Origin of the sequence: Bartonella sp. AU15XJBT (assembly GCF_028618615.1) — a bacterium.
In the GTDB taxonomy this organism is placed as follows: Bacteria; Pseudomonadota; Alphaproteobacteria; order Rhizobiales; family Rhizobiaceae; genus Bartonella.
In genome coordinates, this window is the sequence record NZ_JAQITG010000009.1 from 34978 (window position 1) to 51602 (window position 16625).

Consider the following 16625-nt stretch of genomic DNA (forward strand, 5'->3'; position numbering starts at 1 on the left):
CTCTTAAAATTACTTTATGAATGGAGGTGTTTTGGTCGCATACGCAGCGACCAATAGGGCTCTAAAACCCGAAAGCTAAAATAAAAATTTACTCCGCTTTGCGGATATCCCGGAATTCCGGGAGGTTTTGTTATGTCCAAGTGCTGTAAGCACTAAAAGCAAAATGCTGATTTAGCTTCAGTTTTAGACTCCCGGAATACCAATGCGAGGGCGCTCGCAACCGGAGGGGGCAAATGCAAACTCAGAGCCTTAATATTGATCTTTTTGTTGGCAAAAAAATTCGCTTGAAGCGAAAAATATTAGGGATGTCTCAAAAAAACTTAGGAGACGCTTTAGGGGTAAGTTTTCAACAAATCCAAAAGTATGAAAAAGGCTTAAATCGTGTGAGCGCTGGGCGATTAAAGGAAATTTCCGATATCCTAAATGTTCCGGTTTCCTTTTTTACACGGATATCATCTTACATATCATCACAAACGAAAACACCTCGTACCCTCATGAAGAAATTGCATCAAGCAAAGAGGAATTTTTGCTTTTAAAAAGCTTTAGAGTCCTGACCTCTGTCAAACAGAAAGCCATTTTAAAATTAATTTGTGATCAGAATTAAAACTTTTTAAAACATGGATATAGGGTGCACCACGCTCTGTTCTTGGCTTTCTCCCCACACCTCAAAGAATGCAAATCTCTCCTCAAACCGGTTGATAAACAATCCGCCTTCTCAAAAACAGCTCCTTTTCAGCTTCCCATTTTATATGGTTCCTTTGACAAAATTATACAGGCAAACCCTTTCTGAAATCTTCACCGTACTCTCCCATCAAAAGGCCCCATGCATAAACTTTTTACCTCACTACCTCTCAAACGATGGTGTTTTACAGCACTAAAGGATACGCATTCATATATATTTTTAAAAGGGAAATCCCCTCTTGGCTGTGAACGCTCCATTGATTTTAGACGATGTGCATTTAACATACCTGCTATAAAGACTTAGTATCTGTTATAAATTCTTAAAAGGCATGTTTTTTCCTCTAAAATCTCAATGCTATACTAACACCATCATAAGACAATATTATCCAGTTTTCTCGTAATCATAATCCTCAATCTGATAAAGTTGAAACAAACGATATAATTGTGAATACAATTTTAGGCGATCATTTAGAATAACAAATGATAACGATTGCTTCTATAAAGATAAAAGAAGTCACAATCAATTGCACAGTAACTTCTTTATTTGAAACTTATACATCTACTATTGAGATATGTATTTTTCTCAAAAGCCATGCCCACGATCCGTAGAAGGAGTCTCTTTCGAGAAAAACAGTTCATTATCTGCTTTTAGAACGTTTTGACAATTCGTAGATTCCTGAACAGCTGGTCCTGAAAGAAAACACTTCTTTCCCCATTCTTCTCTTAATTTTGCATCTTTTTTAAAATCTTCTACGCTATAGTTTTTTTCACACCCGGTCACCAATAATAGAGCCATGCATAATAAAATAAATTTTCTCATTTTATCCCTCTTTAAATACCTTATCTGTTAACATTATCCCCAAAATGGATTTTGAATTTTCATATTTTATGAAGATAGAGCGTGATTATCCCTTGCTTATTTTCACAATGAACATCTAAGTACAATAATGCAAGAAGCGCTCATGACAGCCGTCGTATGCGTTTTTCATAAAATACAATGAGAAGAAAAGAGCCAAAACTCAATAAAAATGACGAAATCAAAAGACGCACGAATGCTTTTGTCCAACTGATTTCAAATACAGAGACTGCGATAGGAATTGCTCCTAACACTAGAAAACCTATGAGCATTATAATGCTTAATATCACGCTCAACGGACCACGAAGCCATAACAAGAAAAGTGCAAGCGCTTTTTTATTTATTTGTATTTTGGTCACTATTTTCCCCCTCATGTTATCGTTATTTTATACTTAGTGATTTAAAAATATAGAAGAAATACCAACGATACAAATCATGTTTAAAAAGATTTTTTCGTAAGGTCCTATTTGAGATCCATCATTTGGAAGAATGATTTTAGAAGAAGATAGCTTTTAAAGTTTCATAAAGCATGCGACAGATTGACGAACTTTGAAGAAATAAACCGCATTACCCAATACTGAAAACAAAATTCTGGTTAAAAAAAATCTTTTGCTATGAATTCTTTTAAGCCATTGTGAAATACTTATCAGTTATATCAAACATTCCATTATTTTGGGAAGTGTTCATTTTTTTACCTTTATCAACCCCACTCTACAAACCCGTTTCTTGAGCATTTTTTATCTTCTCACTTTCTCCTTCAAGTGCAAATATTGAAAAACCTTTTACCTCCCCAAATACCATTCCCCTTCTCCTTGAAAACATACAAGGAAAAAAGGCCATTTTAAGAGCCAATCTCTCTTAAAAATAAAAGTGTTATCCGTTCACCTTTATGAAAAAACGCAAATATTCTCACGGCTTATTCCAATTTATCCTATAGTAATTTGCAATTTTATTGGTAAAGTTTTCTCTCATAAAAGTTTAAGTAAATATGTTCGTCACAGTCTATCAAAAGTCAGAAAACGGGTTATAAGATCCATTATCACGCCGCCATTTTAAAGGTTCAGTGAAGTCGCTTGACCAAAGACCAATCTTGTTGTCACGTGCTTTTTCTTCCGCATGATAATACTGCGCTGGAATAGGATTTTCACCCTCCTTTGAGAGGAGCAACATACCTTCTGTAAGACCTGCCTCGGCTAAATCAACCCCTTGAACAAAACATTGCGCATAATAAACACCCTTGTGCATAAAAGCCTGCTTACAGGATAAATCCTGTCCAAGTGTTTTGGTGACAAGCCAAGCCGTTGTAACCGCACCACAGGGCCATTCTTGATTCTTTAATCTTGCTTTTTGACGTGGTGCGCATGTGTCCACACCATAAAGATGAATATCACGAGTAATACGGGATCGCCAAGATTGTGCAGAAGGTGTTAGTAATTTAAATGTAACCCCACTTGTAACCGATGCCCTACCATGAAAAACAACAGCATTATTTGCAACATCGTTTGATAAAACACTCTTCTGTAGATCAAGCGCTGGTTCATTTTCTTCTAATGGTTGTTTAGTGATCGATTGACGCAATTTTTTTTCTTCTCGATAGAGATCAACAATATCTTGGATATCTTGCGTCTTCAATGTTTCAAGAACGCTAAAATCTATTTTATCTTTATATTGGCTTAATCCCCACACTATGGAACCCATAATGTAAATAATAACAATCAATTTAAATAGCATCTCTTAACACGCTCACTCAAAAAATTCATTGTTTTCCTATCCTTTCATATTGTGTATCAGCAATCCCCTTGTTTTTAAAGAAAAAAATCCAAATATCTGTGTTGCATATTAACTACATTTTGTAAAGAATGATATTCTTTCTTGCCTTGTTTTAATATTGTTGTCTTAACCAAAAGCACAACTTAAAATTGCCATTTTCATATAACACACTCTCAATTTGAAAAGACTTCTGTCTCTTGAAAAAGAAGAGTTTGAGAGTGAGCAGATCCACTATCAAGACTTTTTAAATAAAAAACGAGGAGTTTAGACTGTCATAAAATAACAGAATTCTCCAGTTGTTAGAGGTAATGGAATGTCGAGATATGAACAAATATCGTTTGTTAAAGAGAGGTAAAATGACAGATCATAGATTCCAGAACATCATTTTTATCGTGACCATGCTGCTTTTTACAGCAGTGTTTGTATCCGATCTTTCTTATGCTGCTTCTGCTCCTAGTGGAGGTGGTTTTGGGAATCTTGATGGTGTTTTAGGCAACATTGTCACAATGATGACGGGTGGAACGGCGAGGCTCATTGCCATTATATGTGTTGCTGCTGTAGGTATTGGTTGGATGTATGGCTTTATTGATTTACGCAAAGCAGCTTATTGTGTTCTGGGTATTGCTATTGTTTTTGGTGCCCCTACTCTCGTCACTAAATTAGCGGGCACAACATAGAATGAATGAAGATACCCTTTTTCTTGCCTGTACACGTCCAGCCATGTTTGCCGGTGTTACAATGGAAGCGATGGCGCTTAATGTCATGGCGACATCCATTCTTTTCATTTTGACCAGTGGTTTTACTATGTTTGGTCTTGGGATTGGGATGCACTTTATTTTGCGAGAAGTGACAAAGCATGACCACAACCAATTTCGCGTATTATTTGCATGGCTCAATACAAGAGGAAAGCAAAAAAACCTCAACCGATGGGGAGGAGGGTCTACCTCCCCCTTACGCCTTGTCCGCAATTATAAAGAACTAAGTTGAAGGAACAAAAACGGTGAAACAGATGTCAATGATGAAACGGGAAACTTTGCCTGAAGAATATATTCCCTATATACGCCACATCAACCATCATGTCATTGCTTTAAATTCTCGCTGTTTAATGATTGTGATGGCTGTTGAAGGTGTAAATTTTGACACTGCTGATATTGACCAATTAAATTCTTTACACAACCAATTAAATACTCTTTTGAAAAATATCGCAGATGAACGGGTTGCTTTATATTCTCACATCATCCGCCGTCGTGAAACAATTTATCCAGAAGGCCATTTTCTTTCGTCTTTTGCAACCACATTAGATGAAAAATACAAAAAGAAAATGGTTTCGCAAGAGCTGTATCGAAATGATCTGTTTATTTCGCTGCTTTGGAATCCCGCAGCAGATAAAACACAACAACTGGCAGCATTTTTTCAGCGCTTGAGCAAAGCAAAAAAAACGCAATCTGAACCCGATGAAGAAGCTATTCATAAACTCGAAGAGTTAAGCCAAGATCTCATGCAAGGTTTAGAAGAATATGGAGTCCGTCTCCTATCAATCTATGAACATGAAGGACTTTTATTTTCCGAACAAAGTGAATTTCTCCACCAACTGGTGGGTGGAAGACGTGAACGTATTCCACTCACATTTGGCACCATTGCCTCAACGATTTACTCAGATCGTGTTATTTTTGGGAAAGAAATTATCGAAATTCGCCATGAAAGCAATGAACGCTTTGTCGGCATGTTTGGCTGGAAAGAATACCCTTCTAAAACACGTCCAGGAATGACCGATGGTTTGCTTACGGTACCATTTGAATTCATCTTAACACAATCCTTTGTTTTTAAAAGTAAAGCGGCCGCCAATGCAATTATGAGTCGCAAGCAAAATCAAATGATTAATGCAGCCGACCGTGCGAGCTCACAAATTGATGCATTGGATGAGGCCCTGGATGATTTAGAGTCAAACCGTTTTGTTTTGGGTGAACATCACATTTCTTTAGCTGTTTTTGCCGATCATCCCAAAATATTGACTGAGAACTTATCAAAAGCACGCTCCCATTTAACCAATGGGGGAGCCGTGATAGCCAGAGAAGATTTAGGACTAGAAGCCGCATGGTGGGCGCAATTGCCTGGAAACTTTAGCTATCGTGCGCGTTCAGGCGCCATTACCAGTAGAAACTTTGCCGCTTTATCGCCCTTCCATTCTTTCCCCGTTGGCAAATTGAATGATAATATTTGGGGGGCTGCTGTCGCATTGCTAAAAACACAAGCTGCTTCACCTTACTATTTTAATTTTCATTATGGTGATCTTGGAAATACTTTTGTTTGTGGTCCATCGGGATCTGGTAAAACAGTGATTGTTAATTTTCTTCTTGCACAATTACAAAAACACAATCCGACCATGGTTTTTTTTGACAAAGATCAAGGCGCAGAGATTTTTGTACGCGCTGGAGGTGGAAAATATAAACCTTTAAAAAATGGACAGCCTACCGGTATTGCGCCCTTAAAGGGCATGGAATACAGCGAAAAAAATAAAATCTTTCTTCGTAATTGGATCTTAAAGCTTGTGAGCACTGAAGGGCAAATCGTGACCGAAGAAGAACGACAAGATATCGCCAAAGCCATCGATTCTTTAGAAAACTTACCCCCAACACAGCGCTCTCTTGGTGCCCTTCAACTGTTTTTTGACAACACATCCAAAGAAGGGATTGCCATACGGCTACAACGCTGGATTAGAGGCAATGATTTAGGATGGGTTTTTGATAATGATCAAGATGATCTCAATTTAAATGCACAATTCATTGGCTATGACATGACCGATTTCTTAGATAACGAAGAAATTCGGCGTCCCTTGATGATGTATCTCTTTCACCGCATTCTTGATCTGATTGACGGACGGCGCATCATTATTGTCGTTGATGAGTTCTGGAAAGCTTTAGAAGATGATTCATTCAAAGCTTTTGCGCAAGATCGGCTCAAAACAATCCGTAAACAAAATGGCATGATGCTCTTTGCAACACAAAGCCCCAAAGATGCTTTAAACTCCACAATCGCGCACACAATTATTGAGCAATGCCCCACCCAAATATTTTTCCCAAATCAAAAAGCAAATTACAAGGATTATGTTGAAGCTTTCAAACTTACTGAGCGTGAATTTGAACTGATACAGTCAGAATTAAGCAGAGAATCCCGTCGTTTTCTTATCAAACAAGGACAAAGTTCCGTCGTTGCAGAACTTAACTTACGCGAAATGAACGATGAGATCGCCGTTTTAAGCGGTACAACCAAAAATATTGAACTCATGAATGAAATTATAAATGAATATGGAGCAGATCCTGAAAAATGGCTGCCCATATTTTATCAAAGGAGAAAAAATCAATGAAAAAATATGGCTTAGTAACATTGTTATCTTTTTCTTTTATTTCTCATGCACTCTCACAAATGTCCCCCGATGCAGATGAATATTATAAACAAGCTCTCGAAAACACCCAAAAATTAGATGCTGCAAAATCAGAAACCGCAGAAACCATTTATAAAACTGCAACTGAAACGACAAAAAAAATCAACGAAATAAAAGAACAACTTGAACAACTTAAATCACAAATAAATACAACAGAAACAACAGCTGAAGCTGAAACAGAGACGGAAAAAAAGTCTAAACTTGAAAAATTGCAGAAACTTCAGACCCTTCAGCAAGAGCTTCAAGTGAAAGCTTCTCTTCTTCAAGCGGATCTTCAGGCAAGTTCTTTAAAACTTCAGTCTTTGGCGATGATTCAAGCAAGAGATACGAAGACAAAAGATGAGCTGCGTGAAGAAAAGGAGCAAAAAAAGCATAAATATATCCAAGCACAATTAAAAGAAAAAGAAGAAAAATTAAAAGAAAAAATTGGAAGTACTGGTGCAGATGTCAGACTATAGTTTCTCTCCCTTTGAAAGCATTTCTGGGTATATTTTAAAACCTCTCGACAATGTGATGAACACAACGGTGAGTGGTTTATCTTCTGCTATTTCAGCACCCTTAAATCTTGCCGCAATCATTTTTATCTTTCTTTATGGCTATAATGTTATGACAGGTCGCGTTGCGCTTTCCATGCATAGCCTTCTCAATAATGTTGTTAAAATCGTCGTTGTGACAACAATGGCAACGAATGCGGATACATTTAATACGTATGTCAAAGATATTTTCTTCAATGATTTGTCCAACGCGATTGGGAATGCTTTGAACAGTAATCCTGCAAGCTCTAATGTTTTTGATTTTATTTTGTTGCAGGCCAGTTCTCGCTATCAAGAAGTCTTATACAATGCTTGGTTTTTTGAAAAAATCGTTGTGGGGCTTCTTGGTTCTATCATGCTTCTAGCCGTTATTCTCTTTTGTATAGGTGGTTTTGTTGTCCAAATGTTTGCACAAGTTGCACTCGTGATGATTATAGGTCTTGGACCTCTGTTCATTAGTTTATATTTGTTCAATGCAACGCGAAAATACACCGATGCATGGATTACAACTTTGATCAATTTTACCATTTTACAAGTTCTCGTGATCATGCTTGGAACAATTATATGTCAAGTAATCCTACAGGTCCTCAAAGTTTCATATGAATCAATCTACATTCTTTTCCCCCCTGTCATCGTCATTTCGATCATAGGGGTTATTATCTTCCGTGCGCTTCCCGGAATTGCAACAGCACTGGCCTCTGGCGGACCATACTTTAGCGCTGGTGTCTCTTCAGGAGGACAGATTTTCACAATGGTTGCCAATGGAGTAAGATCAAGTGGTAATGCAATAAAAAGTGCCACTTTACAAATCTCAGGAGCTGCCGGTAAAGGTGCGGCAGGCGCGGCGGCAAAAGCAGGAAAATCTGGAGGTGGTGGTCGTGGACGGTTTTAAGATAAAGCACTTACTTAAAAGAATAAGCATTTTTGTTTTTGCCTTGCGTGCGCCCTTTGGCGCACGCCCCGTGATCTTGTTCCATGAAAGTCGTAACATTTTGGTTCTTACAGCAAAACCAAGCACAATCTTGCATCACATAAACTTGTAAAAGTGTTCAAAATAAAAGGCTCTCATGCATTGTATTCCAAGATATTTGTGAGTTCAAAAAATGAAACAAAAAATAACTTTTGTTATGATCCTAACGATAGCGCTTGCCGGCTGTGCCTCTTTGAGTGGCCCCAAAAAACCACCACGCTGTAATGGCAAACAGACACGTGCTTTAAATAAAGATAAGTGGAATTGGGAAAATAAAAACGTTGTCCACCCAGAAAAATCCGTAAAGTCTGCTACCATACCCATCATTCTCAATACTTTGGAAAGTGAAAAAGCAACAGCAAACTCGGTGCTTAATTCAGCTTCATTAAAGTCGGTTATTCATGAAGCAAAAACTGATAAAACTGTGGAGATTACGCGTGAAAAGTGATGCCCTTGAACAATATATAAAAGAAGCACGCTCATTTGACATTGATCGCATGCATAGCATGCGCATGCGGATGAAAATTTCCATGGCTTTAACGGTGCTTTTTGGCTTGATGACGATTGCGCTCGCTTTAGCTGTTGCAGCTTTAACGCCTTTGAAAACGGTAGAGCCTTTTGTTATCCGCGTTGATAACTCAACAGGCATCATTGACACTGTAAGCGCCCTAAAAGATTCCCCTAACGATTATGATGAAGCGATAACGCGTTATTTTGCTGGCCAATATGTTCGGGCTCGTGAAAGTTTTCAAGCATCAGAAGCAGAAAACAGTTTTCGCTTAGTCTCTCTTTTATCTTCTCCAAAAGAACAAAACCGTTTTGCAAAATGGTACGCGGGCAATAATCCAGAAAGTCCGCAAAATATTTATCATAACATGATTGCGACAGTCACAATCAAATCAATCTCTTTTATAAGTAAAGATCTTATTCAAGTTCGTTACTATAAAACGGTCAGAGACTTTAATGAAAAAGAAAATATTTCCCATTGGGTTTCAATTTTAAATTTTTCTTACGTTAACGCACACATTTCAACGTCTGATCGTCTCATCAACCCCCTTGGTTTTCAAGTATCGGAATATAGATCTGATCCAGAGGTGATAAAATGATCAGACTTTTACAAACCATCTTTTTAATTTTTACGCTCACTCTCAGCTTTCACACAGTCCTCTCATTTGCAGAAACAGCGCCTGTCAGTGCACGTAAAGATAACCGCATCAGATTTGTCAATTATGACCCCTACAACGTCGTACAAATCATTGGCTCCATTCGCTCTTCCGTTCAGCTAGAATTTGCGGATGATGAAGAAGTCACTTATGTAGGAATTGGAAATTCCGTTGCTTGGCAAGTTGCGCCGGCTGGCCACTTTGTTTTTCTCAAACCGCGTGAAGTCCAACCTGTGACCAATTTACAAATCGTCACAAGCCGCCAAGATGGAACAAAGCGGTCATATCAATTTGAGCTGCAAATCCGTGAAGGTGAGGTTTCAGCCGGCAATGAGACATATTTTTTAGTAAAGTTTCGTTATCCAGAAGATGAAGCCTTGCGTAGAAAATTAGCCGAAGCCGCAAAAGCCGAACAACGTGAAGAAAATTTTGTCAATGATATTTTAAATATCCATGAGGATTTTGGACCACGCAACTGGGCTTATGAAGCCCAAGGCTCATCCCTCATTGAACCTTCTTCTGTTTATGATAATGGGAAAACAACAACCTTTACCTTTTTAGGCAATGTTGAAATCCCCAGCATTTACCTTGTAACGCCTGATGGGCAAGAAGCTCTTATTCCAAAATCAATTAAAGGCAACAAGGTTATTGTTCATGCGACAGCGGCACAATTCACGCTACGGCGTGGAAATGAAGTCTTGTGCATCTTTAATAAAAAGTTCACCCCAGAAGGAATTAATCCTGAAACGGGAACGACATCACCATCTGTACAACGTAAAGTGAACATAGGAAACAGCCATGAATAACGCCGTGGATGAAAAAAACATTAATGATCGTGATACCATAAAAAATGCTCAAGGAAAAAGTCAACAGAGCAATGTAGGCAAAGCAATCGCCCTTGTTATTCTTTTCAGTGTCTGTCTTTATTTAGCCTATTCAACGCTTGTTACAGACAAAAAACAACCTACAGAGAAAAAACAAGCGATTGAATCTTTAAAAGAAGGAAAAGTTATCAAACAAACAGAACTTTTCCGCCCTGCAAAGCCTACCTCCCCTTCCCTTGAACAGGCGCACCGAAATAACGCTCTGTTACCCAAAGTCGAGCTACCAACCCCCAAGATCAATCAATTAAATTCTGATGACCCTCTGTTGGAAGCAGCACAACGTGCTCCTGTATTAGCTTATGCGAATGCACAACAAGGCAAAACAGTTTCACAAATCAATAAAAACGCTTTGCCTCACCAACTGGAAAGCAAGCCTGATGAAACAACACAACGCTTTAATCATCTTCTCAAACCCACAGTGCTTGAAGGTATTCGTGCTTCAACCCTTGGCAATCGAAATTATATCATCACGATGGGAACTTCTATCCCTTGTATCTTAGAAACAGCCATCAACAGTGATCAACAAGGTTTTGCCAGTTGTATCGTCTCCAGAGATATTTTATCAGACAATGGTCGTGTTGTGCTTCTTGATAAAGGCACCCAAATTGTTGGTGAGTATCGCGCCGGATTGAAAAAAGGCCAAAAACGTCTCTTTGTGCTATGGAATAGAGCCAAAACCCCCAATGGTATCATTATATCCTTAGCTTCACCGGCAACAGACAGTTTAGGACGCTCTGGTATTGACGGTGATATTGATAATCATTGGTTAGAGAGGATTGGATCTGCACTTCTTGTATCCCTGATAAAAGATGTAACAAACTATGCCAATAAACGTTTATCAAAAAAACAAGACAAAGAAGAGCATGAAACACTCTCTTCAGGACAAAACATTGCAAATATTATTGTCGAAAATTACGCCAATATTCCTCCAACCTTATCCAAAAACCAAGGGGAAATGGTGAACGTTTTCGTTGCCCGCGATTTGGATTTTTCCGGCGTTTATAAATTAAAAGTCATCGAAAACAAAAAACAGATTATCAATCGAGCTGTTTCAAGAAACTTTTACAAAAACTCTGCGATACCTTTAGAATGAACCAAACCTTACATACCATGAGCGATGAAACCGTCGCGATTGTTCTCACAAAACTTGAACCCATCAGTGCTTTTTTGAAAGATGAGAGTCTTTTTGAAATTGTTATCAATCGTCCCTATCAAGTAATGACGGAAGGGATAGATGGCTGGAAAACAGTAGAAGCACCGGCTCTCTCTTTTAATGAGCTTATGGGGATTGCGAAAGTTGTCGCGTCTTATTCCAAGCAAAATATATCAAATAAGAATCCAATCTTATCAGCGACCCTCCCAGGCAATGAGCGCATTCAAATTGTCATTCCACCCGCTGTCGAAAAGGACACAATTAGTATGACAATTCGCAAACCATCATCGCAGAATTTTTCTCTCGAAGAGCTTGCCAATAAAGGTCTCTTCTCGCTATGTGAGCAGGTATCTTTCACGCCATTGAATGATTATCATACGCGTTTTAATGAACTCAAAATCATCGAACATAATTTAGCCAATGCTTATTGCAATAAAGACTTTGTCTCCTTTTTAAATCAAGCTGTAAAATGCCAGAAAAATATTTTGATTGCGGGAAAGACTGGTTCGGGGAAAACAACATTATCAAAAGCATTGATCGCCAAAATTCCTCAAGACGAGCGTATTATCACCATTGAAGACACACAAGAATTGGTGATACCGCACCCTAACCATGTCTCGATGATCTATTCAAAAGATGGACAAGGTTTAGCTTCTGTTGGCCCCAAAGAATTGCTTGAATCATCTTTACGGATGCGTCCTGATCGTATTCTTTTGCAAGAACTTCGAGATGGTACAGCCTTTTATTATATCCGCAATGTCAATTCTGGCCATCCAGGCTCCATTACGACGGTTCATGCCTCAACAGCTCTTGCTGCCTTTGAGCAAATGACCCTTTTGGTTAAAGAAAGTGAGGGAGGGGGTGATTTAGAACGTGATGATATTCGAGGTCTATTGATTTCAATGATTGATATCATCATCCAATGCAAACGGGTTGAAGGAAAATTTAAGGTCACAGAAATTTATTATGACCCATTCAAACAACGAAACATCTTTGGCGGTAACTAAAGATAAAACACGCCTGCTAAAAAAGGTTTGTTTATGGCAATTATTGAAAAGCTGGAAAGGAAGAATAAATGCTGACAAAGACGACAGAAAATCTTTTATCGATGACAGCGGAAGAGTTGAAAAAACGTCGTAAAGCGGTTGATACAGCGATCAGCACCCATGCAATAGAGGGAATAACACTTCATTCCACAACGCTCAAAATTTTAGAAGAATATGCGAGAGGGAATATTTCACTAGAGGAATTTAATACTCTTATGGACAATGCTAGATTATAAGGAGGTAACAATGCCAAAAGCAAAAGGAATCCCTTCACCTTATCATTATACTTACCCTAAAAGCGTCACGCTAAAAAATAAACATGGAATAAAGAACCTTAACGCCTTTCTTGACAAATGTTCCCATGAATCAGCAAAAGCAATAGTCAATTTACGCGAAGAACCATCGCCACAACGATTTGATTCATCCTATCTAAAATATCTTCATTATCAGTTATTTAAAACAACGTTTGAATGGGCTGGCCATACCCGCAATGAACACTTTACATTTGCAGATGGCACCACTGCCACCATGCCAGAAATGAAAAGAACAGGCTGGGAACATGCTTTTGCAATCGGTAATGAAGTTCAAGAAGGCTTACAACAATTAGATCAAACGCTTAGCCAAAAGAATAATTTGCAAGGCTTATCGCGCGAAGAATTTAACTCTGAAGCAATAAACTTATTTAACTCTCTCAACCAAATCCATCCATTCAGAGAAGGAAATGGACGCACACAACGAATCTTTTTTGAAAAACTTGCTCAAGCCGCAAACCATCAACTTGAATTTTCGCTTGTCACAAAAGAACGCATGATGCTTGCCAGTATTGCAGTAGCAGAAAACGGCGATCTAGAACCTATGCAACATCTTTTTGAAGATATTTCCAATCCAGAAAAGACATGTCTTTTACAAGAATTTATGGATAACATGAAGAATCTCGGTCGCAAGGTTAATGATCGCCCTGTTATGGTTGCAAAAGAAGGTGAAACTTACACAGGCACCTACAGAGGTGCTGGTCATGAAAGTTTTACCTTCAACGTGAAAGGTGCTTACATCATCGGAAATAAAGAACATCTCACACCAGAACAAATAAAAACATTAAAACCCGGTGATAAAATTACTTTTACAGCTCCCCAAGCCCAAGAGCTTGAACAAACACTCATTCCTGAAGAAAAATTAGCCCCTTTGACAAAAAATGAAAAAGCCGAAATGATTGCAGAAGATGCCTGTGTCCACACAACTCGAGACCAAATTCAAAAGTTAGCAAAAATTGTTTATGGCAATGCAAAAACATTAGACAAACAGATGGTCGCGATTATTAAAAATCCAGCCTTAGGTCAACAGCTCGCCAATCAGATTGAAAGAGCACCAGACTCTGTTGCTCATCTTGCAGGCTTCAGTTTATTTGCACTACAAAATCAGGCACGTGCAAATGCTAAAAATCATGTTGATATGCTCTGTAGTGCTGTTACAAATTTCGCCCATGCTGTAAAACATGCGGAGAAGGCAATTACGCAAGAACATGCAACAGAACAAGCTCGCCGTGCAAAAATAGTAGAAATGCCAAGTAAAAACTTGCAAGATCTTTTTTCCTTGCCAAAAGAATTACAGCAAGAAGCTTTAGCAAAAAATCCTGAACTTCGAAAAGAGCTGACTACCTTTGTAAAAAACATCAATAGCCGTCTCTCAGAAAATGAACATAAAGCTGTCAAAAATAATGAGTATGAGACATTGGCTCAAAGCATTGGTGTATCAGAAAATAAAGCCAAAAAAATTACACAAACCGTTAAGCAAGCCCAAGAAGTACACCAACAAGTTTGCACGCGCACAGTCAACCGTTCAAATGTACTCGCTATGGCCGGCTAAGGATGGATAAAACCTTCCTTTTTCATGAGTAAGGCGCATAAACGAAAACGGGTTAGCATTATCTTGCAGCTTTGCAAAAAGAGTATTACACAGCTGAAAAAAAGAGCATTTCACAGCAAATTCTAAAGAGAATTGAAAGTAAAATACAATGAAATATACCAAGACACAAATGGTACTTATTTTAACTCCTATTGCTTTAGGTGCTTTAACGATATTCCTTGTCCCTCATTTTTTGTTGCTGATAACAAATGGACTAAAGAGCGATCAAATTTATTGGACTCTTCGTTCAGAGCCTTTATTAGTCTTAGCCCTAACAGCTGCTGTTTCATTGTTGTATAGTCTCTCGCAAAAACTGCACCTGCGTAAAACAATCACTTTTGTCTCTGTTGCCTTTTTTGGAACCACAGCTCTTTACTATATTGGAGGTGAAATAAAACGTTTAAGTCCCTATGTGGGCCAACAAGGAATAACGTGGAGCTATGCACTTCAATTCATGGATCCCATGGTTGTCTTTGGCATCATCATTGGTGCTTTTTTCTCCATTATTCAATTCATAACAACCTCCCCCCCTAAAAATAAGGTTAAGCGTGCCAAAAAAGGTGTTTTTGGTGAAGCCTCATGGATGGATTTAAGAGAGGCAGCAAAAATCTTTCCTGCCAATGGGCAAATTGTTGTGGGAGAAAGATACCGTGTTGATCAAGATAATGTGTGCAAAATTCCCTTTGCACCTGGCAATAAAACAACATGGGGCAAAGGTGGAACAGCACCTTTGCTAACTTTTAATCTTGATTTTGGTTCAACCCATATGATTTTTTTTGCTGGTTCTGGTGGCTATAAAACCACAAGTACAGTGGTTCCTACGTGTTTAAACTATCCTGGGTCTGTTATTTGTCTTGATCCTTCAACAGAAGTTGCCCCAATGGTCAAATTTGCGCGTCAAAAAATGGGCAATAGAAATGTTATTGTTCTCGATCCTAATTCACTTTTAACAAAAAGTTTTAATGTCATCGATTGGCTTTTAGATGACAGCGTACCCCGCACACAACGTGAAGCAAATATTGTTAGCTTTTCCAAATTGCTTCTCACAGATAAAAAATCAGACAATTCTTCAGCGGAATATTTCTCGACACAAGCCCATAATCTTTTAACGGCTCTTCTTGCGCATGTCATATTTTCTGATGAATACGAAGACGAGGAGCGCAATTTAAAAACATTGCGTGGAATTCTCTCTCAATCAGAAACAGCTATTATCAATCAATTACGCATGATCCAAGAAACAACGCCTTCTCCTTTTATTCGTGAAATGGTGGGTATTTTTACAGAAATGGCAGAGCAAACCTTTTCAGGAGTCTATACAACCGCCTCGAAAGACACCCAATGGCTTTCTTTATCCAATTACGCAGATCTTGTCTGCGGGGATGATTTTTCTTCCTCAGATATCGCCAATGGCAATACGGATGTTTTTCTCAATCTTCCCGCAAGCATTTTGAACAGTTATCCAGCGATAGGACGTGTTATTATTGGTGCCTTTCTCAATGCCATGGTTACAGCAGACGGTAAATATAAAAAGCGTGTTTTATTTGTCTTAGATGAAGTAGATCTTCTAGGCTATATGAATATTTTAGAAGAAGCGCGTGATCGTGGACGTAAATACGGAACATCCCTAATGCTCTTCTATCAATCTTCTGGTCAGTTGGTCAATCACTTTGGAGAATCTGGAGCACGTTCATGGTTTGAAAGCTGCTCTTTTGTTAGCTATGCTGCCATTAAAGATCTTCAAACAGCCAAAGACATTTCAGAACGCTGTGGTCAAATGACCGTTGAAGTCACCGGAACAAGCAAATCAAGAGGTTTATCTTTAGGAAAGAGCTCTTACAACATCAATTACCAACAAAGAGCTCTGATTTTACCCCATGAAGTTATTCAAGAAATGCGTCAAGATGAACAAATTATTCTGATGCAAGGCCAACGCCCTTTGCGATGTGGTCGCGCCATCTATTTCAGAAGAAAAGAAATGTTAGCCGCAGCTGCAAAAAACCGCTTTGCCCCAAAAGCACAGAAAAACTAAAAAACATACTCTAATGAAGACATGCATCAAAACAACAACATCAAAGGATAAAAGCAAAGATTCTATTTCATAAAAGCCTATAAAAAAGAAATTTCCCCATGATCCAGCAAAAAAATATGAGGGGAAAGAGTCCTTAAATGGTATTTTTATAGCTGTGCTCACCAATATCAATATTTTTTATGAAGCATCCCCTCCA

General features: G+C 38.4%; 16 protein-coding genes and 1 pseudogene. 14 read left to right on the forward strand and 3 right to left on the reverse strand.

All coding sequences use genetic code 11. The features are described from left to right. The first annotated feature begins 233 nt into the window (after positions 1-233). Positions 234-604, forward strand: a pseudogene (locus tag PVV57_RS05560) (helix-turn-helix domain-containing protein). Positions 605-1264: 660 nt separating this feature from the next. On the opposite strand, the gene PVV57_RS05565 reads toward PVV57_RS05560, so the two are convergent. The 3 genes from PVV57_RS05565 to PVV57_RS05575 form a co-directional block, all read right to left on the reverse strand. Then, entirely contained in the window at positions 1265-1501 is a 237-nt protein-coding gene (locus PVV57_RS05565; protein WP_273719024.1) for an EexN family lipoprotein, read from the reverse strand. A gap of 140 nt (positions 1502-1641) precedes the next feature. Further along, the gene (locus PVV57_RS05570; protein WP_273719025.1) at positions 1642-1896 is read right to left on the reverse strand and encodes a hypothetical protein; all 255 of its coding nucleotides are present in this window, start codon (positions 1894-1896) and stop codon (positions 1642-1644) included. A 646-nt stretch (positions 1897-2542) separates the two neighbouring features. Continuing rightward, positions 2543-3268 (reverse strand): hypothetical protein, encoded by a 726-nt coding sequence (locus PVV57_RS05575; RefSeq protein WP_273719026.1) that lies wholly within the window; start codon positions 3266-3268, stop codon positions 2543-2545. A gap of 395 nt (positions 3269-3663) precedes the next feature. On the opposite strand from PVV57_RS05575, the gene PVV57_RS05580 reads away from it, so the two are divergent. The 13 genes from PVV57_RS05580 to traG all read left to right on the forward strand — a co-directional run bounded on the left by PVV57_RS05580 (position 3664) and on the right by traG (position 16429). Further along, entirely contained in the window at positions 3664-3984 is a 321-nt protein-coding gene (locus PVV57_RS05580) for a TrbC/VirB2 family protein (RefSeq protein WP_273719027.1), read from the forward strand. Between the two features lies 1 nt (position 3985). Beyond that, positions 3986-4294 carry a type IV secretion system protein VirB3 gene (locus PVV57_RS05585; RefSeq protein WP_273719028.1) on the forward strand — a complete coding sequence of 103 codons (309 nt, stop codon included), beginning with the start codon at positions 3986-3988 and terminating at the stop codon, positions 4292-4294. Between the two features lie 22 nt (positions 4295-4316). Further along, positions 4317-6671 (forward strand): VirB4 family type IV secretion/conjugal transfer ATPase, encoded by a 2355-nt coding sequence (locus PVV57_RS05590; RefSeq protein WP_273719058.1) that lies wholly within the window; start codon positions 4317-4319, stop codon positions 6669-6671. Continuing rightward, positions 6668-7207 carry a type IV secretion system protein VirB5 gene (locus tag PVV57_RS05595; RefSeq protein ID WP_273719029.1) on the forward strand — a complete coding sequence of 180 codons (540 nt, stop codon included), beginning with the start codon at positions 6668-6670 and terminating at the stop codon, positions 7205-7207. Before PVV57_RS05590 ends, PVV57_RS05595 begins: the two co-directional genes overlap by 4 nt. Next, positions 7194-8174 (forward strand): type IV secretion system protein, encoded by a 981-nt coding sequence (locus PVV57_RS05600; protein ID WP_273719030.1) that lies wholly within the window; start codon positions 7194-7196, stop codon positions 8172-8174. The genes PVV57_RS05595 and PVV57_RS05600 overlap by 14 nt, the downstream gene beginning before the upstream one ends. Positions 8175-8385: 211 nt before the next feature. After that, positions 8386-8700, forward strand: a complete 315-nt coding sequence (locus PVV57_RS05605; RefSeq protein WP_273719031.1) for a type IV secretion system protein VirB7 — start codon at positions 8386-8388, stop codon at positions 8698-8700. Next, positions 8654-9358 (forward strand): virB8 family protein, encoded by a 705-nt coding sequence (locus tag PVV57_RS05610; RefSeq protein ID WP_273719032.1) that lies wholly within the window; start codon positions 8654-8656, stop codon positions 9356-9358. The genes PVV57_RS05605 and PVV57_RS05610 overlap by 47 nt, the downstream gene beginning before the upstream one ends. After that, positions 9355-10221 (forward strand): P-type conjugative transfer protein VirB9, encoded by an 867-nt coding sequence (virB9, locus tag PVV57_RS05615; RefSeq protein WP_273719033.1) that lies wholly within the window; start codon positions 9355-9357, stop codon positions 10219-10221. The genes PVV57_RS05610 and virB9 overlap by 4 nt, the downstream gene beginning before the upstream one ends. Then, complete coding sequence (gene virB10, locus PVV57_RS05620) at positions 10214-11392, forward strand: type IV secretion system protein VirB10 (RefSeq protein WP_273783625.1); 1179 nt, start codon at positions 10214-10216, stop codon at positions 11390-11392. The genes virB9 and virB10 overlap by 8 nt, the downstream gene beginning before the upstream one ends. After that, a complete protein-coding gene (virB11, locus tag PVV57_RS05625) occupies positions 11389-12459 on the forward strand; it encodes a P-type DNA transfer ATPase VirB11 (protein WP_273719035.1) in 1071 nt (356 codons plus the stop codon). The genes virB10 and virB11 overlap by 4 nt, the downstream gene beginning before the upstream one ends. A gap of 68 nt (positions 12460-12527) precedes the next feature. Next, the gene (locus PVV57_RS05630; protein ID WP_273719036.1) at positions 12528-12734 is read left to right on the forward strand and encodes an antitoxin VbhA family protein; all 207 of its coding nucleotides are present in this window, start codon (positions 12528-12530) and stop codon (positions 12732-12734) included. 10 nt (positions 12735-12744) lie between these two features. Continuing rightward, a complete protein-coding gene (locus PVV57_RS05635) occupies positions 12745-14361 on the forward strand; it encodes a BID domain-containing T4SS effector (RefSeq protein WP_273783626.1) in 1617 nt (538 codons plus the stop codon). A 148-nt stretch (positions 14362-14509) separates the two neighbouring features. Beyond that, positions 14510-16429, forward strand: coding sequence for a Ti-type conjugative transfer system protein TraG (gene traG, locus PVV57_RS05640; protein ID WP_273719038.1), 1920 nt, complete (start codon positions 14510-14512; stop codon positions 16427-16429). Positions 16430-16625: the final 196 nt, after the last annotated feature.